The organism is Streptomyces sp. NPDC007896 (assembly GCF_042959425.1).
GTDB lineage: Bacteria > Actinomycetota > Actinomycetes > Streptomycetales > Streptomycetaceae > Streptomyces.
The window spans coordinates 48,562-72,966 of the sequence record NZ_JBIBKX010000021.1 but is presented as its reverse complement, the minus strand read 5'-3'; the positions used below and the strand labels follow the sequence as shown (position 1 = coordinate 72,966).

Sequence of the window (24,405 nt, the reverse complement as noted above, 5' to 3'; positions counted from 1 at the left end):
GTGGGGCCCTTCGACATCGTGCCCGGTGAGGCACTGGCGGAGGATACGAGATTCGAACTCGTGAGGGGTTGCCCCCAACACGCTTTCCAAGCGTGCGCCCTAGGCCTCTAGGCGAATCCTCCGCGGCAAACAATACAAGACGTTGAGGAGTGCTCGCGAACTCGTTCCCCCCTCCCGGATCAGGTACTCTGTGCGGAGCCCCTCACGTGGCGCTATCTGACTGAACTCCCCCAGGGCCGGAAGGCAGCAAGGGTAGGTTGGCTCTGGCGGGTGCGTGGGGGGCGCTTGCGTTCGCGGGGCGGTATGCGGCACGGGTGTCCGGCCGCCGGGGCCCGGGGCTCGGTGAGCGGTCCTTGTTGTCAGTGGGCGCCTATAACCTCGTATGTGTGTCGTCTCTCGCGCTGTACCGCCGTTATCGCCCGGAGTCGTTCGCCGAGGTCATCGGGCAGGAGCATGTCACCGACCCGTTGCAGCAGGCGCTGCGGAACAACCGGGTCAATCACGCGTACCTGTTCAGCGGTCCGCGCGGGTGCGGGAAGACGACCAGTGCGCGGATTCTGGCCCGGTGTCTGAACTGCGAGCAGGGGCCGACGCCGACTCCTTGCGGGGAGTGCCAGTCCTGTAGGGACCTCGCGCGCAACGGGCCGGGATCGATCGACGTCATCGAGATCGACGCTGCCTCGCACGGTGGTGTCGACGACGCTCGTGACCTGCGGGAAAAGGCCTTCTTCGGGCCGGCGAGCAGTCGGTACAAGATCTACATCATCGACGAGGCCCACATGGTCACCCCGGCGGGCTTCAACGCCCTGCTGAAGGTGGTCGAGGAGCCGCCCGAGCACCTCAAGTTCATCTTCGCCACGACCGAGCCCGAGAAGGTCATCGGGACGATTCGGTCGCGGACCCACCACTATCCGTTCCGGCTCGTGCCGCCGGGGACCCTGCGGGGGTACCTGGGCGAGGTCTGCGGGCATGAGGGCATTCCCGTCGAGGACGGCGTGCTGCCGCTGGTCGTGCGGGCCGGCGCCGGCTCCGTGCGTGACTCCATGTCCGTCATGGATCAGCTCCTCGCGGGGGCGAGCACCGACGGTGTGACGTACGCCATGGCCACCTCCCTGCTGGGGTACACGGACGCGTCGTTGCTCGACTCCGTGGTCGAGGCGTTCGCCGCGGGCGACGGCGCCGTGGCCTTCGAGATCGTGGACCGCGTCATCGAGGGGGGCAACGATCCCCGGAGGTTCGTCGCGGACCTGCTGGAGCGGCTGCGCGACCTGGTGATCCTGGCCGCCGTTCCCGACGCCGCCGAGAAGGGGCTCATCGACGCCCCGTCGGATGTCGTCGAGCGCATGCAGGCCCAGGCCGGGGTCTTCGGCGCCGCCGAGCTGAGCCGCGCCGCCGATCTCGTCAACGAGGGGCTGACGGAGATGCGCGGCGCCACCTCGCCGCGACTCCAGCTCGAGCTCATCTGCGCGCGCGTGCTCCTGCCCGCGGCGTACGGGGACGAGCGATCCGTCATGGCCCGTCTGGACCGTATCGAGCGCGGGGTGAACTTCTCCGGTGCCGGCGCGGGCACCCCCGCCATGGGGTACGTACCCGGCCCCGAAGTGCATGGGGCTCCGGCGGGCGCTCCGATGGTTCCGCCGGGCGGCGGGGTCGCCGCGGCCCGGGCCGCCGTGCGGGGGACGGGACCCGGCGGGCAGGGAGCGGCGAACGAGGGGTACGGGGCCGGTGGTGCGGGAGGTGCCGGCGGGGTTGCTGCGGCACCGGGCGCGGGTGCGGGGGCTGCCTCGGCGCCCGCTCCGGCTCCCGCGGCTCCCTCGGCTGCCGCTCCGGCCCCTCCGGCTGCCGCTACGGCTCCGCCCGCGTCCCCGTCCGGAGCCGCGCCCGGCGCTTGGCCCACCGCGACGGCGGTGGGCAGCGGTCGGCGTCCGGGTGGCTGGCCGACCGCGACACCCGCGGGCGGGGGACAGGCCCCCGCCGCGGCCGGCGCACCCGCGCCTGCGCCGACGGCGTCCGCTCCCGCTCCCGCCCCCGGATCGGGCCCGGGCCCCGGCCCCGCCTCCGCGCCGGCCCCCGCCGCCGGTGGCGTCGACCCCCGCATGCTCTGGCCGAACATCCTGGAGGCCGTGAAGAACCGCCGCCGCTTCACCTGGATCCTGCTCAGCCAGAACGCGCAGGTCACCGGTTACGACGGCACGACCCTGCAGATCGGCTTCGTCAACGCGGGTGCGCGCGACAACTTCGCGAGCAGCGGCAGCGAGGAAGTCCTGAAGCAGGCGCTGTCCGAACAGTTCAACGTGCAGTGGAAGATCGAGGCGATCGTCGACACCTCCGGTGGCTCGGCACCGCCACCGATGTCGGCCTCCGGCCCTGGTCCCGGGTTCGGAGGCGGCAGCAGCGGTGGCGGCTACGGCGCCGGTGGTGGTGGCGGTTACGGCGGAGCTCCGGCCGGCTCGCGCCCCGCCGCCCAGCAGCCCCCGGCCCCGGCTTCGCGCCCCGCCGCGCCGCAGGGCCCGCCCGCGGGCCAGGCCTCGGCCGCGCCCGCCTCGACGCCCGCCCCACCACCACCCCCCGCCGCCTACGAGCCGCCTCCGGTGGCCCCCGAGGACGACATCCCCGAGGACGACGACCCCGACCTCGACGAGTCCGCCCTCTCGGGCCACGACCTGATCGTCCGCGAACTGGGCGCGACGGTGGTGGAGGAGTTCTCCAACGAGTGAACACCCGGGCCTCTCTCGGAGGATCGCACCAACTCTCCCCACCCCCCGCTTCGGAAGCCCCCACAAAGGCACCCGGCCCCGACGGTTAGGCTGACCCCGTGAAGGTCCTCGTCATCGGTAGTGGCGCCCGCGAACACGCCCTGTGCCGTTCCCTGTCCCTCGACCCCGACGTCACCGCCCTGCACTGCGCCCCCGGGAACGCAGGCATCGCGGAGACGGCCGAGCTGCACCCGGTCGACGCCCTCGACGGCGCCGCCGTGGCCGCGCTGGCCACGGAGCTCGGCGCCGAGCTGGTGATCGTGGGCCCGGAGGCACCGCTCGTCGCCGGGGTCGCCGACGCCGTGCGCGCGGCCGGCATCCCCTGCTTCGGCCCCTCCGAGGAGGCCGCGCAGCTGGAAGGCTCCAAGGCCTTCGCCAAGGATGTGATGGCGGGGGCGGGTGTCCCCACGGCACGTTCGTACGTCTGCACGACGCCCGAGGAGGTCGACGAGGCGCTCGACGCCTTCGGCGCCCCGTACGTCGTGAAGGACGACGGACTCGCGGCCGGCAAGGGTGTCGTCGTGACCGACGACCTCGAGAAGGCCCGCGCGCACGCCGTCGCCTGCGACCGCGTCGTCATCGAGGAGTACCTCGACGGCCCCGAGGTCTCCCTCTTCGCGATCACCGACGGCGAGACGGTCGTCCCGCTCCAGCCCGCCCAGGACTTCAAGCGGGCGCTGGACGGCGACGAGGGCCCGAACACCGGCGGCATGGGCGCGTACTCGCCCCTCCCGTGGGCGGACCCGAAGCTGGTCGAGGAGGTCATGGAGACCGTCCTCCAGCCGACCGTCGACGAGCTGCGCCGCCGCGGCACCCCGTTCTCCGGCCTTCTCTACGCGGGTCTGGCGATCACGAGCCGCGGTGTACGGGTGATCGAGTTCAACGCCCGTTTCGGCGACCCGGAGACCCAGGTGGTCCTGGCCCGGCTGAAGACCCCGCTCGCGGGCGTCCTGCTCGCCGCCGCCGAGGGCACCCTCGCCGATCTGGCGCCGCTGCGCTGGAGCGACGACGCGGCGGTCACCGTGGTCGTGGCCTCCCACAACTACCCCGACACCCCGCGCACCGGCGACCCGATCACCGGCCTCGACGAGGTGGCGGCGCTGGACGCCCCGCACGCGTACGTCCTGCACGCCGGGACGAAGCACGACGGCGACGCGGTCGTCAGCGCGGGCGGCCGGGTGCTCTCCGTCACGGCGACCGGCACCGACCTGACCGAGGCCCGCGCCCGCGCGTACGCGGCGGTCGCCCGCATCGGTCTCGACGGTGCGCAGCACCGTACGGACATCGCGGCAAAGGCGGCGGCGGACGCCACGCCCGACGCCACGGCCGAGGCGTAGAGCCCCTGACCCAGGCGTAGCCCCCACCCCCGCACGCACCACCAGGCCCCGGATTCTGTACGGAATCCGGGGCCTGATCCTTGCCCACGGTCATCCACCTTTCCCCAAAGCCATTCCATCGAGTGAGCGATGCCCCATCCGGCTGACGGGGGCCGAGGCCCCAACTAGGGTGCGGCGAAAGCGTTCCGGCACTTGGCCCACCGGCATTGCGATGTCGGTGGTGGGTGCCACAGTGGGGGAGTGAGCAACACCAGGGCATCCTTCGGCGCGGGCTGCGAGACAGCCCGGGCCGGGCCGACAGCAGGGGGTGACATCCGGTCGTGACCGGTATGGGTGTGGAGGTGGGCGCGCAGGCCGCGCGCTCCCGGGCGCTCGCCGTGCTGCGTATCCGCAGCAGGGCGCTGGCCGTCGCCCTGCTGCCCGCGGCCGTCGCCGTCGTGCTGCTCGTCGGCGGCTCGACCGGGCACATCACCGGCGGAAGCTGGCCCGTCACTCGCTGGATCGTGACGGTCCTCGCCGCCCTCGTGCTGCTCGCCGCCGCGGGCATCGCGCTCGTCGTCGCCCGCGCGCGGCCCGCCGTGAGCCCCACGGTCCCGATCGCGGAGGCGTCCGCTCCCGACCTCTACCGCCTGGTGCGGGACCTGGCCGACCGCCTCGACGTCCCGCCGCCCTCGGCGATAGCGCTGACCCCGGACTGCGACAGCTGGCTGGAGGACCGCACCCACCCGGCGCACGGGCCGCCGCCACCCGAGCACCGCGACGAAATAGCGGGCGCACGAGGGGTAGGAGGCGGAGCCGGGCGTTCCCGCCGGGCCCCCGCGGCTCCCGTCCTCGTCATCGGCTCGCCCTTCCTGTGGTGGATGCGGGTCGGGGAGCTGCGCGCGGTCCTCGCCCCGGTCGTCGCCGGTACGGGCCCTTCGGCCCACCCCGACATAGCCGCGGCCCGCCGTTTCGTACGGGGTCTGGACGCGGCCGTGGCCGTGACCTCCGAGCCCGCCCGCGGCCCCCTGGTCCGCACGGTCCTCGCCGGTGTCGGCTGGGTGACCCGCCTGCTGCTGCGCAGCTGTCGGGGCCATGCGGCCGAGATGGAACGGGGAGTGGCCGCAGCGGCGGCCGAGCGTGCACAGGCTGTGGACTACGGTCTGCGGATCGTCGCCCAGGAACAGGTCGGCCTGGCGTACGCGGGCTGGGACCGGCTGCTGACCCGGGTCGCACTGCCCGCCTGGCGGATGGGCCGCTGGCCCTCCCGGCTGGACGCGGGTGTCGTCGCGGCCCTCACCGAGCTGTCGCGCCGCGACCGGCTGGCCGAGGGCTTCGCCTCCCGCCTCGGCGAGCGTCCCGCCTGCGACCTGCTCGAAGAGCCCGGCTCGGTGGACGAGGCGGCCTCGCTCCTCGCCGCGCGCCTCTTCCACGGCGGCCCCGCGGAGCCCGGGCCCGACTGGGCGCCGGTGGACTGGCAGGAGTATCCGGACGAGGTGGTCGACCGCACCTGGCGCACCGAAGCGGCCCGGCTGCACCGGGTGCTGGACGCACTGGGCGTCCGCCACCCCACGGATCCGACCCAGCCCGACCAGGGCGGTCCGACGCTGGCACGCGTGCTCGACCATCTGACCGCGCCGGCCACGGACGACGCCGGCCTCTCCATCGATCGGCGCGAGGCGTACGAGGAGAGGGGCACGGGCGTGAGACTGAACGAGGCCGAGGAGGAGGTCGGGGAGGACGGCGAGCCCGTGCTCGGGAGCGAGCGGACGGCGGCGCTCGCGGCCGGGCTCAGCGCGGAGCTGGCCCGTGAGGAGGCGGCGGCGCCGGCCGTCGCGTCCGGGCCGAGCGGGGGCGCGGAGCAGCCGGGCCCCGACTGGTCGTTCTGGGACGACGGGATGCTCCCGCTCTTTCCGCTCCAGCCGCCGCGCAGTGGGCGTGAGCTGTTGGCCGACCATGTCACCGCGATGGTCTGTTGTGCGGCGATGGACACCGCCGGGGCGGCGCCGGGGCTCGACTGGCTCGACGGACCCGCCCTTCTCGTCGACGGGGTGCGGGCCGCGGATCTGGGGCCGCGCATCCTGACCCTCGTCGAGGAGGGTGACCCGGAGCCTCTCCGGGACTGGCTCCGCCACCTGGGCGTCCGTCCCGAGAAGCCGGTCCGCCTGGTCTGACGCCACCACCACCGTCCCAGCTCCCAGCCGCCCGAACCGCCTCCAGGACCGGAGAACCGCGTTCCGTTCACGTCAATTCGCGACGAACGGTGACGGAGTGCGTGCGTAATGTGATGTGCTGGGACCGATCGCGCGCAGGGCAGGGGCTTACAGAACCGACGGGGGCACGAGGGAGGGGAGCAGGCATGGGGTCGGAGCAGATCCGCCGCTGGGAGTCGGGCGCACTCGCGCACGCCGTGACGGACCCCTTCGGCCAGGGCCCCGTTCCCTGGCTCAGGGGCGACGAGCAGTACTTCGACGACACCGGCCATGTCGTCCCGTGGTACATCGATCACATTGATCATGTCGATCAGACAGGTCGGGCCGGTCAGGCGGGTCAGTCCGGGGGCCCCGGTGGCTCCGCCACCCTCCAGGGCTCCCGCAGGCCCCCCATCCCCCACCCCCGCGCCGGCGGTCCCCGCTCGGCCGACGACGTGCACCGCCAGATCAAGGGCTTCGCCTCCAACGGAGCGGCCGCGCCGGGCGAGGCCATCGATTTCCACGTCACCGTCGACCCGCCCCAGGAATTCAGCGTCGACATCTACCGCATCGGGCACTACGGAGGCGACGGGGCCAGCAAGATCACCACCAGCCCCCGCCTGTCGGGCATCGTCCAGCCGCCACCCCTCACCGCCGACAGAACCGTCTCCTGTCATCACTGGTGGCTCTCCTGGCGGCTGCAGATCCCGAGCTACTGGAACATCGGCGCGTACGTGGCCGTACTCACCACCGCCGACGGCTACCGCTCCCACGTTCCCTTCACCGTCCGCGACAACCACCCCGCGGACCTTCTCCTCCTGCTCCCGGACATCACCTGGCAGGCGTACAACCTCTACCCGGAGGACGGGCACACCGGTGCCAGCCTCTACCACGCCTGGGACGAGAACGGCCGACTGCTGGGCGAGTCCGAGGCCGCGACGACGGTCTCCTTCGACCGCCCGTACGCCGGTGCGGGCCTCCCCCTCCACGTCGGCCACGCCTACGACTTCATCCGCTGGGCCGAGCGCTACGGCTACGACATCGCCTACGCCGACGCCCGCGACCTGCACGCCGGCCGCGTCGACCCCACCCGTTACCGCGGCCTGGTCTTCCCGGGGCACGACGAGTACTGGTCGTCGGCCATGCGCCGCACCGTGGAACTCGCCCGCGAAAGCGGCACCTCCCTGGTCTTCCTCTCCGCCAACACCATGTACTGGCAGGTGGAGTTGGCCCCGTCCCCGTCCGGCGTCGCCGACCGTCTGCTGACCTGCCGCAAACGCAGAGGCCCGGGAAGGCCGGCGCTGTGGCGCGAGATCGACCGTCCTGAGCAGCAGCTCATCGGCATCCAGTACGCGGGAAGGGTCCCGGAACCCCACCCCCTGGTCGTGCGCAATGCCGACCACTGGCTGTGGGAGGCGACCGGCGCACAGGAAGGCGACGAACTCGACGGCATGGTCGCGGGCGAGGCCGACCGCTACTTCCCGCGCACCCCGCTGCCCGAGCACCAGGGCCGCATCCTCCTCGCCCACTCCCCGTACCAGGACAGCGAGGGCGCCACCCGCCACCAGGAGACCTCCCTCTACCGAGCCCCCTCCGGCGCCCTGGTCTTCGCGGCCGGGACGTTCGCCTGGTCCCCGGCCCTGGACCGCCCCGGCCACGTCGACGCACGTATCCAGCGAGCCACCGCGAACCTCCTGGACCGCATCTGCAAACGCGACTGAGAACGCGCACCCCGCACGACCACCACGGGCCCCCGCCCACCCCCCTGGCCAAAGCCGCTCCCCGAATACGGGAGAATCGAGTCACTTGGACAGAACCACGGGGAGGAACCGTGTCCGGATTCGTCGAAAAGCCCGAGCCCCTCCAGGTCCCGGGTCTGGTGCATCTGCACACCGGCAAGGTGCGCGACCTGTACCAGAACGAGGCGGGCGACCTCGTGATGATCGCCAGTGACCGCATGTCCGCCTACGACTGGGTGCTGCCCACCGAGATCCCCGACAAGGGCCGGGTCCTCACCCAGCTCTCGCTGTGGTGGTTCGACAAGCTGGCCGACCTGGTCCCCAACCATGTGCTGAGCACCGAGCTCCCGCCGAGCGCCCCCGCCGACTGGGAGGGCCGCACCCTCATCTGCAAGTCCCTGCGGATGACGCCGGTCGAGTGTGTCGCGCGCGGCTATCTCACCGGCTCGGGCCTCGTCGAGTACGTCGAGTCCCGCACGGTCTGCGGCCTCGCCCTCCCCGAGGGCCTCGTCGACGGCTCGGAACTCCCCGCGCCGATCTTCACCCCCGCCACCAAGGCCGCGGTCGGCGAGCACGACGAGAACGTGTCGTACGAGGAGGTCGCCCGCCAGGTCGGCGCCGAGACCGCGGCCCAGCTGCGTCAGACGACCCTCGCCGTCTACGGCCGCGCCCGTGACATCGCGCGCGAGCGCGGGATCATCCTCGCGGACACCAAGTTCGAGTTCGGCTACGAGGGCGAGACGCTCGTCCTCGCCGACGAGGTGCTGACCCCGGACTCCTCCCGCTTCTGGCCCGCCGACGAGTGGGAGCCGGGCCACGCCCAGCCGTCCTTCGACAAGCAGTTCGTCCGCGACTGGCTGACGTCTCCCGAGTCGGGCTGGGACCGCAAGAGCGAGCAGCCCCCGCCGCCGCTGCCGCAGCACATCGTGGACGCGACCAGCGCCAAGTACATCGAGGCGTACGAGCGCCTGACCGGCACCAGCTGGAGCTGAGGACGCGAAGGAGCACACGAAGAAGCCCCCGACCCTGAAGGGCCGGGGGCTTCTTTCTCTGAGCGGACGACCAGGTTCGAACTGGCGACCTCAACCTTGGCAAGGTTGCGCTCTACCAACTGAGCTACGTCCGCATGCGCTGTGGTGCGAGTCCAACTATACCCAACCTCGCTCCCGTGCGAGACGCACCGCCGCGTGACGGTTCTCCGCCCCCAGCTTCGAGACGGCCGACGAAAGATAGTTGCGTACCGTCCCCTGGGACAGTGCCGCCCGCTCCGCGATCTCCGCGACGGGCGCCCCGTCGGCGGCGAACTCGAGCACCTCGGCCTCGCGCGCGGTCAGCGGCGAGTCCCCGGCGGAGATCGCGTCCGCGGCCAATTCCGGGTCCACATAACGGTTTCCCGCATGGACGGTACGAATGATCTCCGCGAGCCGCTGTGCGCTGACCGTCTTCGGGACGAACCCGCGCACACCTGCCGCAAGCGCTCGCTTCAGATGCCCCGGCCGCCCATGACTCGTCACGATCAGCACCTGGCAGCCGGGCAGTTCGGCCCGTAGCGATGTGGCCACCCTCACACCGTCCGCCCCCGGCATCTGAAGATCCAGGACGGCGACATCGGGTTCGTGCGCCAGCGCCATCGCCAGCGCCTCGGGCCCGGTCGCGGCCTCGGCGACCACCACGAGGTCGTCCTCCAGTCCCAGCAGCGCGGCGAGCGCACCCCTGATCAGGTGCTCGTCGTCGGCGAGCAACAGCCGCACGGGCGGTGCGGACGGGACAGGTGGGGTGGATGAGGCTGGTGGGGTGGACGTCATGAGATGACCTCACTCACGGGGTGGGGGACGGGCGGGGGCGAGCCACCCGGTTCCGGGGCCGGTTCCGGGGCCGAAGCCGGTTCCGGGACGGAGGCAGGGGGCAGCGGCACCTCGGCGGTCAGGCGGAACAGGTCACCCCCGGCAGGCCCGGCCCGCAGCACCCCGTCCACCTCCCCGAGCCGCTCCCGCAGCCCGGCGAGCCCGGACCCCCTTCCCGGCTCGGCGGCAGCGGGTCCGGTACCGGAGCCGCTGCCGGTACCGGGCGCCCCGTCGTTCTCGACGGTGAGGGTCACCCGGCCCTCCGCCACCCGCAGGGACACCGCGCACCTTCCGGCGTCCCCGTGCCGCAGCACGTTCGTCGTCGCCTCCCGTACGACCCAGCCGAGCGCGGACTGAATCTCCGCGGGCAGTCCGGTCACCGGGCCGCTGACCTCGCAGTCGATGCCGGCGGCCGTCAACACACCCTGAGCGCCCGCGAGTTCGGTCCGGAGGTCGGCCTCGCGGTAGCCGCGTACGACCTCGCGGACCTCCCGCTGCGTCTCCCGCGCTATCCGCTGGACCTCGATCATCTGCTCCACGGCCTCCGGCCGCCCGCGCCGGGCCAGTTGCACGGCGAGCTCGCTCTTCAGCGCGACCACCGCCAGGTTGCGGCCCATCACGTCGTGCAGATCGCGCCCGAAGCGCAGCCGTTCCTCGGCGACCGCGAGCCGGGCCCGGGTCTCGCGGGCCTCGTCGAGTTCGTAGACGGCGTTCAGCAGCCAGACGGAGAAGGCGGAGGTGAAGGTGAAGAAACCGGCGGCGAGGACGACCGCACCGGCGGCGATGGCGGCGCCGGTCACGGGGACACCCGCCGGGACGGCCACGGCGCCGGCGCCCAGGGCGGTGCCGAGCACGCCGTACACCATGCGTCGTGTCTCGCGCACCGCGAGTGCCAGGGTGCCGATCCCGAACGACAGGACGCCGACGAACACCGTGCCCGCCGCCGCCCCGTTGTCCGCGCCGCGCGGGCCGTGCAGCGCGACCACCAGGCTCACGACGGCGATCACCACGGTGGCGGTGCCCAGCGTCCAGAGCAGCCGTACCGGCAGGGGGCGGCGGCCGCGGGTCCAGTCCAGGGTCAGCGAGGCGGTCACCGCGGCGAGCGCGGCGTGTGCGCTCACCAGCAGGAACAGGATCCAGTTCACCGGGGCGGGCACATATCCGAAGGCCGGCAGCGCGAAGGTGGCGACCTCGACGAACGGGAAGGTGTGGAACGACCACCGTGTGTACGTCTCGACCTTCGCCGGCGTGCTCTTGCCGCGCCACCAGCCATCGCGCCCGCCCATGCCCACCACCAAGTCCCTGGTCAACGCCGCGGCTCCCAGCGGAACCACCGCCGTACAGCAAACACCGCGAGGACGATCCAGGCCACCGCCGTCCCGAGCGCGCCCAGGGTGTCGTGCGCGGAGAGACCGCCGGTCCAGCCGCCGCGAATCAGCGTGATCACCGGGGTCAGCGGCAGCAGTTCGCAGGCCGAGGCCAGCTGGTCCGGCATGACCTGGAGGGGGAAGAAGGTGCCGGAACCGAACAGCGACACCAGCATCAAGGGCATGGTGGCGACCTGGGCACCCTCCACGCTCTTGCTGAAGTTCGCCGTGATCGCCGCGAGCGGGGGCCACATCGCCAGGCCCAGGAGCAGCCCCAGGACGGCGAGATGGGGTGCCCGGGGCGCGCCGACGTCCAGCAGCGCGGCGCACGCGACCGTCAGGACCAGGCACTGCACCAGGCCGATCGCGACCGAGGGCAGGGCCGCACCCGCGAGGATCTCCGCGTCCCGCAGCTCCCCGGTGCGCAGCCGTTTGAGGACGAGCTCCTCGCGGCGGGCCGCGTACACGCTCACCAGCGAGCTGTAGACCGCGAAGAGGAGGGAGAAGCCGACGGAGGACGGCAGGACGACCGAGCCGACCGAGAGCCCGGTGCCCTTCAGGTCCATCTGGTCGACCGTCGAGCGGAGGCTGAACGGCAAGAGCAGCGGCATGAACACGGCGGCGGCGAGGGTCGCCTTCGAGCGGCCCAGCAGGGTCAGTTCGGCGCGCGCCAGGGCGGCCATCCGCCCCGCGGCCGTCGTCATACCCGTACCCGCACCCGCACCCTTGTCCGTACCGGGTTTCCCGGTCGCCGGGACTGTCGCGCTCATGCCGCCGTCCCCCTCTTCTGCTCCCGCACACCCGCGCCCCGGCCCGCAGCGTCCCGTGCTATCCGCAGGAACGCCTCCTCCAGCGAGGCCGACCGCACATCGAGCCCCCGCAGCTCGACCTGCTTCTGGTGGGCCCACACGAGCAGTGCGGTGGCGGTGCGCTGGAGCTCGTCGGTGCGCAGTCTGACGGCGCGGCCCGCCGTCTCGTGATCGGTCACGCCGAGCTCGGCGAGCGGGGGCAGGTCTCCGAGGAAGTAGCCGTCGGGCAGTTCGAAGGAGATCCGGGACGGTGAGGACGCGGTCACTTCGGCGGGGGTGCCGGAGGCCGCGATGTGCCCTTCGTGGAGGACCGCGAGCCGGTCGGCCAGCTCCTCCGCCTCTTGCAGGTAGTGCGTGGTCAGCACCACGGTCGTGCCGCCGTCGCGCAGCTCGCGCACCAACTCCCAGGTGTCCCGGCGTCCTTCGGCGTCCAGGCCGGTCGTCGGCTCGTCGAGGAAGAGGACCTCGGGGCGGCCGAGGAGCGCGAGGGCCAGGTCCAGGCGCCGTTTCTCGCCTCCGGACAGCTGCTTCACCCGTACCCCGGACCGCCGGGTGAGCCCGACCATCTCCAGGGCCTGAGCGGCGGGCCGGGCTCCGCTCGTGCAGCCCGCCCACATCCGTACGGTCTCCGCGACCGTCAGCTCGGAGGGGAAGCCGCCCTCCTGCAGCATCACGCCGATCCGGGGCCGGACGGCCGCGCGCTCCTCGTACGGATCGTGTCCGAGGACCCGCACCCGGCCGGCCGCCGGAGGGGCGAGGCCCTCCAGCAGCTCGACGGTGGAGGTCTTGCCCGCGCCGTTGGTCCCCAGCAGCGCGAAGAGCTCACCGCGGCCCACGGAGAAGGTGATTCCGCGCACGGCCTCGAAATCTCCGCCGGTTCCCCGGTCTCCCCCGTACACGCGCCGCAGATCGGTGACCTCGATCACGTCATCTCGCTCGTTCGTGTTCATGAAATCAGCGTCCCCGCGGACGGAACCCGACAGCAGTGCGCGGTGTCATCACTCCGCATGACAAATGTCAGGGGACGGTCGTGCGCGCACACGAGAAAGACCCCGGTCGATGACCGGGGTCTTTGCTTCCTGGAGCGGACGACGAGGCTCGAACTCGCGACCTCAACCTTGGCAAGGTTGCGCTCTACCAACTGAGCTACGTCCGCATTGCCTCCGACCAGCTTTCACCGGTCGGTGCGAGCACCACCTTACCTGATCCACAAGAGTGGTCGGTAAGGGCTGCAGAGCGGGTGACAGGAATTGCACACTGCGCCTTCCCCCTGGAAGGGGGATGTTCTGCTACTGAACTACACCCGCGTGACTCCTCGGGGTCCGGCTTTTTCGGCCTTGCCCCTCGGCGTGCTCCAGACTCTAGCTGATCAGCGGGGGGTCAGCGCAAGTCGGTTGCGCGCGGGGGCGGATGGCCGGCCGGAGCGGGGCCCCGGCGGGCCGGCCGGAGCGGGAGCCCGGCGGGCCGTCCGCCGGAGCCGCGGATTCAGTGCGCCTCGGCGAACGCCTCGTAGACCTTCTTGGGGATGCGGCCGCGCGGGGGGACGTCCAGCTTGTTGGAGCGGGCCCAGGCGCGGACGGCGGCCGGGTCGGGGGTCAACGCGGTGTGCGTGTACGCCTTCCCGGACTTCGACTGCTTGCGGCCGGCCTCGAGGTAGGGCGCGAGGGCCTTACGCAGTTTCTTGGCATTGGTTGGATTGAGGTCGATCTCGTACGACTTGCCGTCGAGTCCGAAGGCGATCGTTTCCGCCGCTTCCGAGCCGTCGATGTCGTCAAAGAGAGTGACCACGACACGCTGCGCCACGAATATCGGTCCCTTCGTGCGGCACCTCTGCGATCACACCCCATGACGTGCGTGGACGTCACGGAGTTGTCGGGGAGATGTCGACTGTCCGGCTGTTATTGGGCAAAGTATCGGCTATTGCCAATTCCTTTGTACAGTGCCGAGCATTGCATTGTGAAGCCCGACTAAAACCTTCCGCGTGTCCGAAGGTAATGGGGCCCCGCCGCTCTTCTGCGATTTTTCCCAGGATTTTCCGTGCAGGCCCCCGCGTCGATGCGGGATCGTGATCGGGCTCACGTAGGATTCTACGAATCTACGCGAGTAGAAATTTTGTGCGGGTAGTCTGAAGCGACCTGCTCAGCACCACACACCGGGAGTGCCAGTGGCACGCGTCGTAGTCGACGTCATGCTCAAGCCGGAGATCCTCGACCCCCAGGGCCAGGCGGTGCAGCGTGCACTGCCGCGCCTCGGTTTCGAAGGTGTCTCCGACGTACGTCAGGGAAAGCGATTCGAACTGGAAGTGGACGGACCGGTGGACGACGCCGCGCTCGCCCGCATCCATGAACTGGCGGAATCCTTCCTCGCCAACACCGTGATCGAGGACTTCACCGTCAAGGTCGAGGAAGTCGCGGAGGCAGGAAAGTGACCGCTCGTATTGGAGTCGTCACCTTTCCCGGCAGCCTCGACGACCGGGACACGCAGCGTGCGATCAAGCTCGCCGGTGCCGAACCCGTCGCCCTCTGGCACAAGGACAAGGACCTCAAGCAGGTCGACGCCGTGGTGCTGCCCGGCGGTTTCTCGTACGGCGACTATCTCCGGGCCGGTGCCATCTCGCGCTTCTCGCCCGTGATGGAGACCGTGATCGAGCAGGCGAAGTCCGGAATGCCCGTCCTCGGCATCTGCAACGGCTTCCAGGTCCTCACCGAGGCGCACCTTCTCCCCGGCGCGATGCTCGGCAACAACCACCTCCACTTCATCTGCCGCGACCAGAAGCTGCGGGTGGAGAACGCGGAGACGTCCTGGACGGCCGACTACGAGTCCGGCCAGGAGATCCACATCCCGCTGAAGAACATGGACGGCCGGTACGTCGCCGACGAGCACACGCTCGACATGCTGGAGGCGGAGGGCCGGGTCGTCTTCCGTTACGTCGACTTCAACCCCAACGGCTCCCTCCGGGACATCGCGGGCATCACGAACGAGGCCGGGAACGTGGTCGGTCTCATGCCGCACCCCGAGCACGCCGTCGAGACCCTGGTCGGCTCCGGCCGTACCGACGGCCTCCCCTTCTTCACCTCGATCCTCAAGAAGCTGGTCAACGCATGAGCCGCACGCCTCTGGACACGGTCGAGAACGCGGCCGCGACCCCCGACGTCGAGCTGCCCTGGGCCGAACTGGGCCTGAAGAAGGACGAGTACGAGCGGGTCGTCGAGATCCTCGGCCGCCGCCCGACCGGCGCCGAACTCGCCATGTACTCCGTCATGTGGTCCGAGCACTGCTCGTACAAGTCCTCGAAGGTCCACCTCCGCCAGTTCGGCGAGAAGGCTCCGCAGTCCGACGCCCTGCTCGTCGGCATCGGCGAGAACGCCGGTGTCGTCGACGTCGGCCAGGGCTACGCCGTCACCTTCAAGGTCGAGTCGCACAACCACCCGTCGTACGTCGAGCCCTACCAGGGAGCGGCCACCGGCGTCGGCGGCATCGTGCGCGACATCATCGCGATGGGCGCCCGCCCGGTCGCCGTCGTCGACCCGCTGCGCTTCGGCGCCGCCGACCACCCCGACACCAAGCGCGTCCTGCCGGGCGTCGTCGCGGGCATCGGCGGCTACGGCAACTGTCTCGGCCTGCCCAACATCGGCGGCGAGGTCGTCTTCGACGCCTGCTACCAGGGCAACCCCCTCGTCAACGCCGGTGCCATCGGCGTCATGAAGCACGAGGACATCCACCTCGCGAAGGCGTCCGGCACGGGCAACAAGGTCATCCTGTACGGGGCCCGCACGGGCGGCGACGGCATCGGCGGCGCCTCCATCCTGGCGAGTGAGACCTTCGACGACGCCAAGCCGTCGAAGCGCCCCGCGGTCCAGGTCGGCGACCCCTTCCAGGAGAAGCTGCTCATCGAGTGCACGCTCGAGGCCTTCGCCGAGAAGCTGGTCGTCGGCATCCAGGACCTCGGCGCGGCCGGTCTGTCCTGCGCCACCTCCGAACTGGCCTCCAACGGCTCCGGCGGCATGCGCGTCACCCTGGACGACGTACCGCTGCGGGACTCGACTCTCTCTCCCGAGGAAATCCTCATGAGCGAGTCGCAGGAACGCATGTGCGCGGTCGTCGAGCCGGAGAAGGTCGACCGGTTCCTGGAGATCTGCGACAAGTGGGACGTCATCGCCACCGTCATCGGTGAGGTCACCGACGGCGACCGGCTGGAGATCTACTGGCACGGCGGCAAGATCGTCGACGTCGACCCGCGCACGGTCGCCCACGACGGCCCGGTCTACGAGCGCCCCTACGCCCGCCCCGAGTGGCAGGACGCCCTCCAGGCCGACGACGCGAACAAGCTGCCGCGCCCGGCGACCAGCGAGGAGCTCAAGGACCAGGTCCTCAAGCTCGTGAGCTCGCCGAACCAGGCCTCCAAGTCCTGGATCACCTCCCAGTACGACCACTTCGTGCAGGGCAACACGGTGCTGGCGCAGCCCGAGGACTCGGGCATGATCCGCATCGACGAGGAGACCGGGCTCGGCGTCGCCATCGCCACGGACGGCAACGGCCGCTACGCCAAGCTGGACCCGTACGCCGGCGCACAGCTCGCCCTCTCCGAGGCCTACCGCAATGTCGCGACGACCGGCGCCAAGCCGCTCGCCGTCTCCGACTGCCTGAACTTCGGCTCGCCCGAGGACCCGGCCGTCATGTGGCAGTTCGCCGAGGCCATCCGCGGGCTCGCCGACGCCTGCCAGCAGCTGGGCACCCCGGTGACCGGCGGCAACGTCTCGCTCTACAACCAGACGGGCGAGGTCGCCATCCACCCGACCCCGGTCGTGGCCGTGCTGGGCGTCATCGACGACGTCGCCCGCCGCACGCCGGTCGCCTTCCAGGAAGAGGGCCAGCTCCTCTACCTGCTCGGTGACACCCGTGAGGAGTTCGGCGGTTCGGCCTGGTCGCAGGTCGTCCACGACCACCTCGGGGGGCTGCCCCCGAAGGTCGACCTGGAGCGCGAACGCCTTCTCGGCGAGATCCTCATCTCCGCCTCCCGCGACGGGATGATCGACTCGGCGCACGACCTGTCCGACGGCGGTCTGATCCAGGCCGTGGTCGAGTCGGCGCTGCTCGGCGGCAAGGGCGCCCGGCTGGTCGTCCCCGACGGTCTCGACGCCTTCACCTTCCTCTTCTCGGAGTCGGCGGGCCGCGCGGTCGTCGCCGTCCCGCGCTCGGAGGAGCTCCGTTTCAACGACATGTGCGGTGCACGGGGTCTGCCCGTCACCCGTATCGGTGTCGTGGACGGAGCCGCGGTCGAGGTCCAGGGCGAGTTCGCACTCCCGCTGGACGAGCTCCGCACGGCCCACGAGGGCACGATCCCGGCGCTGCTCGCGTAGGCGGTCGTACGACGCCGACGGCCCCGCCCGTTTCGACGGCCCCGCCCGTTCGACGGGCGGGGCCGTCGTCATGCCGGGACGGGCTCGGTCTCCCGGGGCGGGGTCGCGGTGCCCTTCGTGTCACCGCGCTTGGGCAGCCTCAGCGCGAGGAGCGCGGCGAGGGCCATCAGTCCGGCTCCTCCCCAGAACACGACCTGGCTCGCGTCGGCGAAGGCATGGATGCCGTCCGCGCGGGGCGGTCCGGTCAGCCGGGCGAGGGCGGTGATGTCGCCGCCGGGGGCCGTGGGCGGCGTACAGGCGGGCCAGAGCGCTGCCGAAGACGGCGGTACCGAGCGCGTTGCCCAGGGTCTGGAAGGAGCGGACGGCCGTGGTGGCCACGCCGAGCTGGTGGCGTGGGGCGGAGTCCTGGACGAGCAGGGGGTGCCCCCAGCGGCGTTGTCGTCGGTCGCCGACTCCCCCGAGCTCTCGGCTTCGCTCGAGCAGCGGGGGACCCCATCGCGTCGACTCCCTCCTCCGCCTTGCAGCTGCACGCACCAGACCCCGCTCACCTGCGCTTATGCGGCGCCGTCAATTCCCTCCGACCTGATCCGCCGGACAGGCCCTAGGCTCGCCACATGCCGCCGGCCAGGAAACGCACCCGTACCTATGACCCCGCCAAGATCCGCGTGGCCGTGCTCGCGCAGTTCGGGAACGTGCGGCAGGGCGTCCGCACCCTGACCGAGGAGCAGTTGGCGCGGCCCACGCACCTCGGGGACTGGAGTGTGCGGGAGCTGGCCGCGCACCTCACGATGGCCGTCGAGACCGTGAGCCGCAACCTCGACCGGCCCGAGCCCGGCGCGAAGGAACTCGCGCTGCTGGAGTGGCCGTTCGCGACGGCGGCACGCGCCGGGGACATCGCCGACGGCACCCGCGAACTCGCCGCAGACAACCCCGACCTCGACGCGCTCTACGCGCGCGTCGAAGAGCGGATCACCGAGCGCCTGGCCACGGCCTCCGACGACCGGCTGCTCGCCGCGCGCACCGGTGCGATGACCCTCGCCGACTACCTCGTCACCCGCACCGTCGAACTCGTCGTGCACACCGACGACCTGAACCGCGCCGCCGGCACCGACATCCCCCTCGACCGCCAGGCCCTCGCCGCGTGCACCCGGCTGCTCGCCGACGCGCTCGCCGTGAAGGCGCCCGGCGCGTCGACGGAGGTGCGGATCCCGCCGTACGCCGTCGTGCAGTGCGTGGAGGGCCCCCGGCACACCCGGGGCACACCGCCGAACGTCGTGGAGACCGACCCGCTGACCTGGATCCGGCTGGCGACGGGACGTACGCAGTGGAAGACCGCGCTGGACGAGGCGAAGGTCAGCGCGAGCGGGGAGCGGGCCGACCTCGGCGGACTGCTGCCCCTGATGGGCTGAGCCCACCCTCGGAACCCCACTCGCGGAACCCACTCGCGGAACCCCACCTGCTGAACCCACCCCCACCGTCTCGGAGGGGAATCGGAGGGGAACCGGCCACCCCACCCCTCCCGTCACATCGTCATGGACAAGCAGCGACTGACCCTCAGCGTCCTGACCCTGCTTCCGCTCGCCGTGGCCTGCGGTACCGAGACGGCGGGCGGCGGTTCCGTGGGGAGCGGATCGTCGCCGGTCACCGGCGTTCACTGGAGTGTCGACACCCTCACCACGCACGGCCGGACCCGGCAGGCGCCGGACAGCGCGTATCTGCGGATCGGCGAAGACGGTCGCGTCAGCGGCAACCTCGGCTGCAACACTTTCGGCTCGACCGTCACCCTCAAGGGTGATCGTGTCGACTTCGGGAAGATCGAGGCGACCGACATGGGCTGCCAGAAGGACCCCATGAGCTTCGAGCAGAGCCTCAGCCGCGCCTTCGTCGACGACACGTTCACCAGCGAGGTCAAGGGCGACAAGCTGACGCTCACCACCGACGGCGGTGACCGCGTCGATCTGACCAAGGAGCCGGACGCGCCCCTGTACGGCACGAAGTGGACGGTCATGTCCCTCGGGGACGGTGCCGTGGCCCAGTCCCTTCCCGAGGGGGCCGACGCCCACTTCACCCTCGACAAGGCGAAAGGCACCCTTTCCGGCCGCCTCGGCTGCAACCAGGTCACCGCCAAGGCCACCGTCCGCGACGGACATATCACCCTCGGCACTGCCAGGACCACCCGGATGATGTGCGACGGCTCACTCATGGACACCGAGAGGACCCTGCTGGGTTTCTTCGACAGCACGGTCGGATACGAGTTGAACCACCGAGCCATCGCGCTGACCAGCACAAACGGCAAGACCCTCCAAGCCGTCGCCGACGAGTGATCCGTCAAAGATCCGTATCCCCAATTCGGACCAGTGGTCGATCTCGCCTACACTCGGTGGCGTGCCACGTGGTGACGGTCGACTCAATCATGATCTGCTCCCCGGCGAGAAAGGCCCCCAGGACGCTTGCGGCGTCTTCGGAGTCTGGGCCCCGGGTGAAGAGGTCGCCAAGCTCACTTACTTCGGGCTCTACGCCCTCCAGCATCGGGGCCAGGAATCCGCGGGGATCGCGGTAAGCAACGGCTCCCAGATCCTCGTCTTCAAGGACATGGGCCTCGTGTCCCAGGTCTTCGACGAGGCCTCGCTCGGTTCGCTCCAGGGTCACATCGCGGTCGGTCACGCCCGCTACTCGACCACCGGCGCCTCCGTGTGGGAAAACGCCCAGCCGACGTTCCGTGCCACCGCGCACGGCTCCATCGCGCTCGGCCACAACGGCAACCTCGTCAACACGGCGCAGCTCGCCGAGATGGTCGCCGACCTCCCCAAGCAGGACGGCCGCACCACCCGCGTGGCCGCCACCAACGACACCGACCTGCTCACCGCGCTCCTCGCGGCCCAGGTCGACGACGACGGCAAGCCGCTGACCGTCGAAGAGGCCTCCGCGAAGGTCCTCCCGCAGGTCAAGGGCGCCTTCAGCCTCGTCTTCATGAACGAGCACACCCTGTACGCGGCCCGCGACCCGCAGGGCATCCGCCCGCTGGTCCTCGGCCGCCTGGAGCGCGGCTGGGTCGTCGCCTCCGAGTCCGCCGCCCTCGACATCTGCGGCGCGGCCTACGTCCGTGAGATCGAGCCGGGCGAGTTCGTCGCCATCGACGAGAACGGCCTGCGCACGTCCCGATTCGCGGAAGCGAAGCCCAAGGGCTGTGTCTTCGAGTACGTGTACCTGGCCCGCCCGGACACGGACATCGCCGGCCGGAACGTGTACCTCTCGCGTGTCGAGATGGGCCGCAAGCTCGCCAAGGAAGCCCCTGTCGAGGCCGATCTGGTGATAGCGACCCCGGAGTCCGGGACGCCCGCCGCGATCGGTTACGCGGAGGCCAGCGGCATCCCGTTCGGCGCCGGCCTGGTGAAGAACGCGTACGTCGGCCGGACCTTCATCCAGCCTTCACAGACCATCCGCCAGCTGGGCATCCGTCTGAAGCTGAACCCCTTGAAGGAAGTCATCAAGGGCAAGCGCCTGGTCGTCGTCGACGACTCGATCGTGCGCGGCAACACCCAGCGGGCCCTGGTGCGCATGCTCCGCGAGGCGGGTGCGGCGGAAGTCCACATCCGGATCTCCTCTCCCCCCGTGAAGTGGCCCTGCTTCTTCGGCATCGACTTCGCGACCCGCGCCGAGCTGATCGCCAACGGCATGAGCATCGAGGAGATCGGCACCTCGCTCGGCGCCGACTCCCTCTCGTACATCTCCCTCGACGGCATGATCGAGGCGACCACCATCGCCAAGCCGAACCTGTGCCGCGCCTGCTTCGACGGCGAGTACCCGATGGAGCTTCCCGACCCCGAGCTGCTCGGCAAGCAGCTTCTGGAGACCGAGCTGGCCGCGGGTCCCGCAGCCACGGCCGCGGCTGACGCCATCCGTCGCCCGTAAGCGCCGCAGAGCCCCGTATCACCAACCCGAAAGATCCCAGGCAATGTCTGAGACCACTACCGGTGCTTCCTACGCGGCTGCCGGCGTCGACATCGAAGCGGGCGACCGCGCCGTAGAGCTGATGAAGGAGTGGGTGAAGAAGACGCAGCGCCCCGAGGTCCTCGGCGGCCTCGGCGGCTTCGCCGGCCTCTTCGACGCCTCCGCCCTCAAGCGCTACGAGCGTCCGCTGCTCGCCTCCGCCACGGACGGCGTGGGCACCAAGGTCGACCTCGCCCGGCAGCTCGGCGTGTACGACACCATCGGCCACGACCTGGTCGCGATGGTCATGGACGACATCGTGGTGTGCGGTGCCGAGCCGCTCTTCATGACCGACTACATCTGCGTCGGCAAGGTCCACCCGGAGCGCGTGGCGGCCATCGTGAAGGGCATCGCCGAGGGCTGTGTGCTCGCGGGCTGCGCCCTGGTGGGCGGCGAGACGGCCGAACACCCGGGCCTGCTCGGTCCGGACGACTTCGACGTCGCCGGCGCCGGTACGGGCGTGGTGGAGGCCGACCGGCTGCTCGGCCCGGATCGTATCCGTACGGGTGACGCGGTGATCGCCATGGCGGCCTCCGGTCTTCACTCGAACGGGTACTCGCTCGTCCGGCATGTCCTCTTCGACCGGGCGAACCTCAGCCTGGACCAGCACGTCGAGGAGTTCGGCCGCTCGCTCGGCGAGGAGCTCCTGGAGCCCACCAAGATCTACTCGCTGGACTGCCTGGCGCTGACGAAGACCACCGAGGTGCACGCCTTCAGCCACATCACCGGCGGCGGCCTCGCGGCCAACCTGGCCCGGGTGATCCCGGACGGGCTGCACGCGATCGTGGACCGCGAGACCTGGACCCCGGCCCCGGTCTTCGACCTCGTCGGCAGGACCGGCAATGTCGAGCGTCTGGAGCTGGAGAAGACGCTGAACATGGGCGTGGGCATGATCGCGATCGTCCCCGAGGAATCGGCGGACGTGGCGGTGGCCACCCTCGCGGACCGCGGCGTGGACGCCTGGATCGCCGGTGAGATCACCGAGCGCGGCGAGCACGCGACGGGCGCGGCCCTGATCGGCGACTACGCGAACTGAGGCCCTCGGGGCAGCACGAAACCCGGTCCGGCGTTGAGGCCCCGGACCGGGTGAAGTGCGGTTGCTACGAGAAATCCGCCAACTGAGATCTACTCACCGCTATTGCTACGAGAGATCGCGGAAACCGCGAGGGACGCTGGTGCGTCAAGCGCCGCGACGTTGAGACTGCGGACCGGACTGGTCGTCCTCATCCTCATCGTCGTCGTTGTAGAGATCCGCGTACTGGGCGTACGGGTCGTCTTCCTCGTCGTCGTCCTCGAACGGCTCGCCATTCGGCGGCTGGCTCGAAGTCGAAGCGCCCAGCTCATTGGCCAGACGCGAGAGGTCAGTCCCGCCGCTGCTGTACTTCAGCTGGCGGGCGACCTTCGTCTGCTTGGCCTTTGCCCGGCCGCGCCCCATGGCTCGACCCCCTCGGATACGGGGCTCGGTGGCCCCAGAGTCTTGACACGCGTTCATGATCTGGAACGGGCTCTCCGTGGAGAGACCGGTCCGTAGGGCTTCCACGGTACCTGAGCCCGCGCCCATACGGTACGTCGCCCGCAGGACGCGCCTAGGCCCAGAACCTGCGAGGTGCCCTGTCCCCGCTGGTCAACCGCGATTTTAACCTCTTCTTGGCGGACGACCCGCCGACGGGAGTGAGAGTTCTCTCGAAGTGTCCCCTCGGCGGGTCCCTGACAAGCGTCGAGACACGCGTGGAATGCGACGGAATGGAAGGTTCCGCTATCCGCGGTGGCGCGCCTCCGCCATCCGCTGCTCGGCGATCCGGTCGGCCGCGGCAGCCGGCGGAATCCCGTCCTCCTTCGCACGTGCGAATATGGCCAGCGTGGTGTCGAAGATCTTCGTGGCCTTCGCCTTGCACCGGGCGAAGTCGAAGCCGTGCAGCTCGTCGGCGACCTGGATGACACCGCCCGCGTTCACCACGTAGTCGGGCGCGTAGAGGATCCCGCGGTCCGCGAGGTCCTTCTCGACGCCCGGGTGCGCGAGCTGGTTGTTGGCGGCGCCGCACACGATCCGCGCGGTGAGCACCGGCACGGACGCGTCGTTCAGAGCCCCGCCCAGCGCGCAGGGGGCGTAGATGTCCAGGCCCTCGGTGCGGATCAGCGCCTCGGTGTCCGCGGCGGCCGTGACGCCCGTCGGGTGCTTGTCCAGGATCTGCCGTACGGACTCCTCGCGTACGTCCGTGATCACGACCTCCGCGCCGTCCTCGCGCAGGTGGTCCACCAGGTGGCGGCCCACCTTGCCGACGCCCGCGATGCCGACCCTGCGGCCGCGCAGGGTCGGGTCGCCCCACAGGTGCTGGGCGCTCGCCCGCATGCCCTGGAAGACCCCGTAGGCGGTCAGGACCGAGGAGTCGCCGGCGCCGCCGTTCTCGGGCGAGCGGCCCGTCGTCCAGCGGCACTCGCGCGCCACGACGTCCATGTCGGCGACGTACGTACCGACGTCGCACGCGGTGACGTAGCGCCCGCCGAGCGAGGCCACGAACCGGCCGTAGGCGAGGAGCAGGGCCTCGCTCTTGATCTGCTCGGGGTCCCCGATGATCACGGCCTTGCCGCCGCCGTGGTCGAGACCGGCCATGGCGTTCTTGTACGACATCCCGCGCGAGAGGTTCAGCGCGTCGGCGACGGCCTCCTCGTCACTCGCGTACGGGTAGAAGCGCGTACCGCCGAGGGCGGGGCCCAGAGCGGTGGAGTGGATGGCGATGACGGCCTTGAGGCCGCTGGCCCGGTCCTGGCAGAGCACGACTTGCTCATGACCCCCCTGGTCCGAGTGGAACAGGGTGTGCAGGACGCCGTCGGTTACGTCGGTCACTGTGGTGACTCCCAGGTAAGTAGCGGCGGTTGTGGACGGTGCCCGTGCGGATGGCGGGCTTCCGTGGGCATGAGATTAGAGCCTGTGCCCGGTCGCCATCCGCGCAGTGTTCAGGATCACCTCCTCCCGGAGTACGTTTCCGCACGGTCGTGGGACGATTTGGAGTGATTTCCCGGTCGCCCGCGCG

19 protein-coding genes, 4 tRNA genes and 1 other RNA gene are annotated in these 24,405 nt (G+C 70.9%); 13 read left to right on the top strand and 11 right to left on the bottom strand.

All coding sequences use genetic code 11. The features are described from left to right. Positions 1–34: 34 nt before the first annotated feature. Positions 35–122, bottom strand: a tRNA-Ser gene (locus ACFZDJ_RS45385). Positions 123–193: 71 nt separating this feature from the next. Between ACFZDJ_RS45385 and ffs the strand changes: the two genes are divergently transcribed. The 6 genes from ffs (at position 194) to ACFZDJ_RS45355 (ending at position 8,995) form a co-directional block, all read left to right on the top strand. Beyond that, an RNA gene (ffs, locus tag ACFZDJ_RS45380) (signal recognition particle sRNA small type) lies at positions 194–292 on the top strand. 94 nt (positions 293–386) lie between these two features. Then, positions 387–2,717 carry a DNA polymerase III subunit gamma and tau gene (locus ACFZDJ_RS45375; RefSeq protein ID WP_391068212.1) on the top strand — a complete coding sequence of 777 codons (2,331 nt, stop codon included), beginning with the start codon at positions 387–389 and terminating at the stop codon, positions 2,715–2,717. 98 nt (positions 2,718–2,815) lie between these two features. Further along, positions 2,816–4,093: a phosphoribosylamine--glycine ligase gene (purD, locus tag ACFZDJ_RS45370; protein WP_391068209.1), complete on the top strand. Its 1,278-nt coding sequence runs from the start codon at positions 2,816–2,818 to the stop codon at positions 4,091–4,093. A gap of 329 nt (positions 4,094–4,422) precedes the next feature. Continuing rightward, positions 4,423–6,246 (top strand): hypothetical protein, encoded by a 1,824-nt coding sequence (locus ACFZDJ_RS45365; protein WP_390938185.1) that lies wholly within the window; start codon positions 4,423–4,425, stop codon positions 6,244–6,246. 185 nt (positions 6,247–6,431) lie between these two features. After that, positions 6,432–7,985 (top strand): N,N-dimethylformamidase beta subunit family domain-containing protein, encoded by a 1,554-nt coding sequence (locus ACFZDJ_RS45360; RefSeq protein ID WP_391068207.1) that lies wholly within the window; start codon positions 6,432–6,434, stop codon positions 7,983–7,985. 110 nt (positions 7,986–8,095) lie between these two features. Continuing rightward, complete coding sequence (locus tag ACFZDJ_RS45355) at positions 8,096–8,995, top strand: phosphoribosylaminoimidazolesuccinocarboxamide synthase (RefSeq protein ID WP_391068204.1); 900 nt, start codon at positions 8,096–8,098, stop codon at positions 8,993–8,995. Positions 8,996–9,056: 61 nt separating this feature from the next. On the opposite strand, the gene ACFZDJ_RS45350 is transcribed toward ACFZDJ_RS45355, so the two are convergent. The 8 genes from ACFZDJ_RS45350 to ACFZDJ_RS45315 all read right to left on the bottom strand — a co-directional run bounded on the left by ACFZDJ_RS45350 (position 9,057) and on the right by ACFZDJ_RS45315 (position 13,826). Further along, positions 9,057–9,129, bottom strand: a tRNA-Gly gene (locus tag ACFZDJ_RS45350). Positions 9,130–9,151: 22 nt separating this feature from the next. Then, positions 9,152–9,808: a response regulator gene (locus ACFZDJ_RS45345; protein WP_390938038.1), complete on the bottom strand. Its 657-nt coding sequence runs from the start codon at positions 9,806–9,808 to the stop codon at positions 9,152–9,154. Continuing rightward, the gene (locus ACFZDJ_RS45340; protein ID WP_391068342.1) at positions 9,805–11,133 is read right to left on the bottom strand and encodes a histidine kinase; all 1,329 of its coding nucleotides are present in this window, start codon (positions 11,131–11,133) and stop codon (positions 9,805–9,807) included. Before ACFZDJ_RS45340 ends, ACFZDJ_RS45345 begins: the two co-directional genes overlap by 4 nt. Before the next feature lie 20 nt (positions 11,134–11,153). After that, positions 11,154–11,984, bottom strand: coding sequence for an ABC transporter permease (locus ACFZDJ_RS45335; protein WP_390938037.1), 831 nt, complete (start codon positions 11,982–11,984; stop codon positions 11,154–11,156). Then, positions 11,981–12,973 (bottom strand): ATP-binding cassette domain-containing protein, encoded by a 993-nt coding sequence (locus ACFZDJ_RS45330; protein ID WP_391068202.1) that lies wholly within the window; start codon positions 12,971–12,973, stop codon positions 11,981–11,983. The genes ACFZDJ_RS45335 and ACFZDJ_RS45330 overlap by 4 nt, the downstream gene beginning before the upstream one ends. A gap of 130 nt (positions 12,974–13,103) precedes the next feature. Further along, positions 13,104–13,179 (bottom strand) — tRNA-Gly (locus tag ACFZDJ_RS45325). 79 nt (positions 13,180–13,258) lie between these two features. After that, positions 13,259–13,330 (bottom strand) — tRNA-Gly (locus ACFZDJ_RS45320). A 178-nt stretch (positions 13,331–13,508) separates the two neighbouring features. Further along, positions 13,509–13,826: an Lsr2 family protein gene (locus ACFZDJ_RS45315; protein ID WP_101404193.1), complete on the bottom strand. Its 318-nt coding sequence runs from the start codon at positions 13,824–13,826 to the stop codon at positions 13,509–13,511. Positions 13,827–14,187: 361 nt separating this feature from the next. Between ACFZDJ_RS45315 and purS the strand changes: the two genes are divergently transcribed. The 7 genes from purS to purM all read left to right on the top strand — a co-directional run bounded on the left by purS (position 14,188) and on the right by purM (position 22,409). Further along, positions 14,188–14,451: a phosphoribosylformylglycinamidine synthase subunit PurS gene (gene purS / locus ACFZDJ_RS45310; protein WP_005482678.1), complete on the top strand. Its 264-nt coding sequence runs from the start codon at positions 14,188–14,190 to the stop codon at positions 14,449–14,451. Next, complete coding sequence (gene purQ / locus ACFZDJ_RS45305) at positions 14,448–15,128, top strand: phosphoribosylformylglycinamidine synthase subunit PurQ (RefSeq protein WP_101404194.1); 681 nt, start codon at positions 14,448–14,450, stop codon at positions 15,126–15,128. Before purS ends, purQ begins: the two co-directional genes overlap by 4 nt. Continuing rightward, complete coding sequence (purL, locus tag ACFZDJ_RS45300; RefSeq protein WP_391068199.1) at positions 15,125–17,383, top strand: phosphoribosylformylglycinamidine synthase subunit PurL; 2,259 nt, start codon at positions 15,125–15,127, stop codon at positions 17,381–17,383. Before purQ ends, purL begins: the two co-directional genes overlap by 4 nt. 614 nt (positions 17,384–17,997) lie before the next feature. Further along, positions 17,998–18,792: a sterol carrier family protein gene (locus ACFZDJ_RS45295; protein WP_391068196.1), complete on the top strand. Its 795-nt coding sequence runs from the start codon at positions 17,998–18,000 to the stop codon at positions 18,790–18,792. A gap of 123 nt (positions 18,793–18,915) precedes the next feature. Next, the gene (locus tag ACFZDJ_RS45290) at positions 18,916–19,707 is read left to right on the top strand and encodes an META domain-containing protein (RefSeq protein WP_391068192.1); all 792 of its coding nucleotides are present in this window, start codon (positions 18,916–18,918) and stop codon (positions 19,705–19,707) included. Positions 19,708–19,768: 61 nt separating this feature from the next. Continuing rightward, entirely contained in the window at positions 19,769–21,295 is a 1,527-nt protein-coding gene (purF, locus tag ACFZDJ_RS45285; RefSeq protein WP_168509499.1) for an amidophosphoribosyltransferase, read from the top strand. A gap of 43 nt (positions 21,296–21,338) precedes the next feature. Continuing rightward, the gene (gene purM / locus ACFZDJ_RS45280) at positions 21,339–22,409 is read left to right on the top strand and encodes a phosphoribosylformylglycinamidine cyclo-ligase (protein WP_391068189.1); all 1,071 of its coding nucleotides are present in this window, start codon (positions 21,339–21,341) and stop codon (positions 22,407–22,409) included. 144 nt (positions 22,410–22,553) lie between these two features. On the opposite strand, the gene ACFZDJ_RS45275 is transcribed toward purM, so the two are convergent. Together ACFZDJ_RS45275 and ACFZDJ_RS45270 are read right to left on the bottom strand one after the other, a co-directional pair. Continuing rightward, a complete protein-coding gene (locus ACFZDJ_RS45275; RefSeq protein ID WP_037615441.1) occupies positions 22,554–22,808 on the bottom strand; it encodes a DUF3073 domain-containing protein in 255 nt (84 codons plus the stop codon). 321 nt (positions 22,809–23,129) lie between these two features. After that, positions 23,130–24,218, bottom strand: coding sequence for a Glu/Leu/Phe/Val dehydrogenase dimerization domain-containing protein (locus ACFZDJ_RS45270; protein WP_391068186.1), 1,089 nt, complete (start codon positions 24,216–24,218; stop codon positions 23,130–23,132). Positions 24,219–24,405 lie beyond the last annotated feature (187 nt).